1 protein-coding gene is annotated in these 810 nt (G+C 41.5%); it reads left to right on the top strand.

Annotated features, from left to right (window positions below; genetic code table 11):
* The first annotated feature begins 86 nt into the window (after positions 1-86).
* The gene (locus UF06_RS28250) at positions 87-245 is read left to right on the top strand and encodes a DUF3265 domain-containing protein (protein ID WP_171816686.1); all 159 of its coding nucleotides are present in this window, start codon (positions 87-89) and stop codon (positions 243-245) included.
* The last annotated feature ends 565 nt before the right edge of the window (positions 246-810 follow it).

The following is an 810-nucleotide window of genomic DNA, read 5'->3' on the forward strand; positions in this document are numbered from 1 at the left end:
AAATTCGAAGTCTGTTTTTCAAATCTATGAGTCATTTCAGTTTTTTAGGTTTTGGCTTTTGTTTGTGAATCAACGCTGGGTTAATCTTGGTTTTGGTAAAACGTAAGCCCTTGAAGCTTAAACATAACAAAGCGTTAAAGAGGGATTCGTGCCGCGTGGCATTTTTGGTATGCGGTCATTTTGGTGGTGAAAGTGGTCTGCGGAAAGTTGGTTTATGCGGCACTCACCCCTTAACGCGGCGTTAGCTTAAAACATTAAAAATCAGTTGTTTGTGGTTTCTTCTTTATTCCATCGACAATTTTTCCAGGTTTCTCGGCAAAATCAGCATTGTTTGTCAACGTGAGTTTCGAGCAGTTGCCTCAATTAAATTTTTGGATTGCTCGAGGTTAGCCAGCTTGGCGCAAAGTCGCTTTGAAAGTTTGGCTTTCGCTTTGAGTTTTCCGAAAATGATTTATCAAAATTTTCGGGTTTCCAAATAGCATGAAAGGCCACAAAGTTTGAGCCAATTCGGGTTTCAAAGTTCAGGCAGTTTGTCGGTTTCCCAAATCGGGTTAATCTCAGCTTTGATAAATCTTAAGGTGCTGAAATTTAAGCTAACAAACTGCTTAAGCGGGATTCGCAATGCGTGGCATTTTTAGCATGCGGTGAGTTTTGTGATTTAGGCGGTGTGCGGTAGCTTTCGTAGTGCATTGCTCACCCCTTAGCAGGGCGTTAGCCGTCATGGAGCTTGCTATACTCAAAGTGATAGAATAGTATCACTTTAGTATTCCTTTGGAGCCGCTCTCATGAAAGTAGAACTAGTTACCTCAC

Origin of the sequence: Vibrio sp. S234-5 (genome assembly GCF_000960595.1) — a bacterium.
Classification (GTDB): Bacteria; Pseudomonadota; Gammaproteobacteria; order Enterobacterales; family Vibrionaceae; genus Vibrio.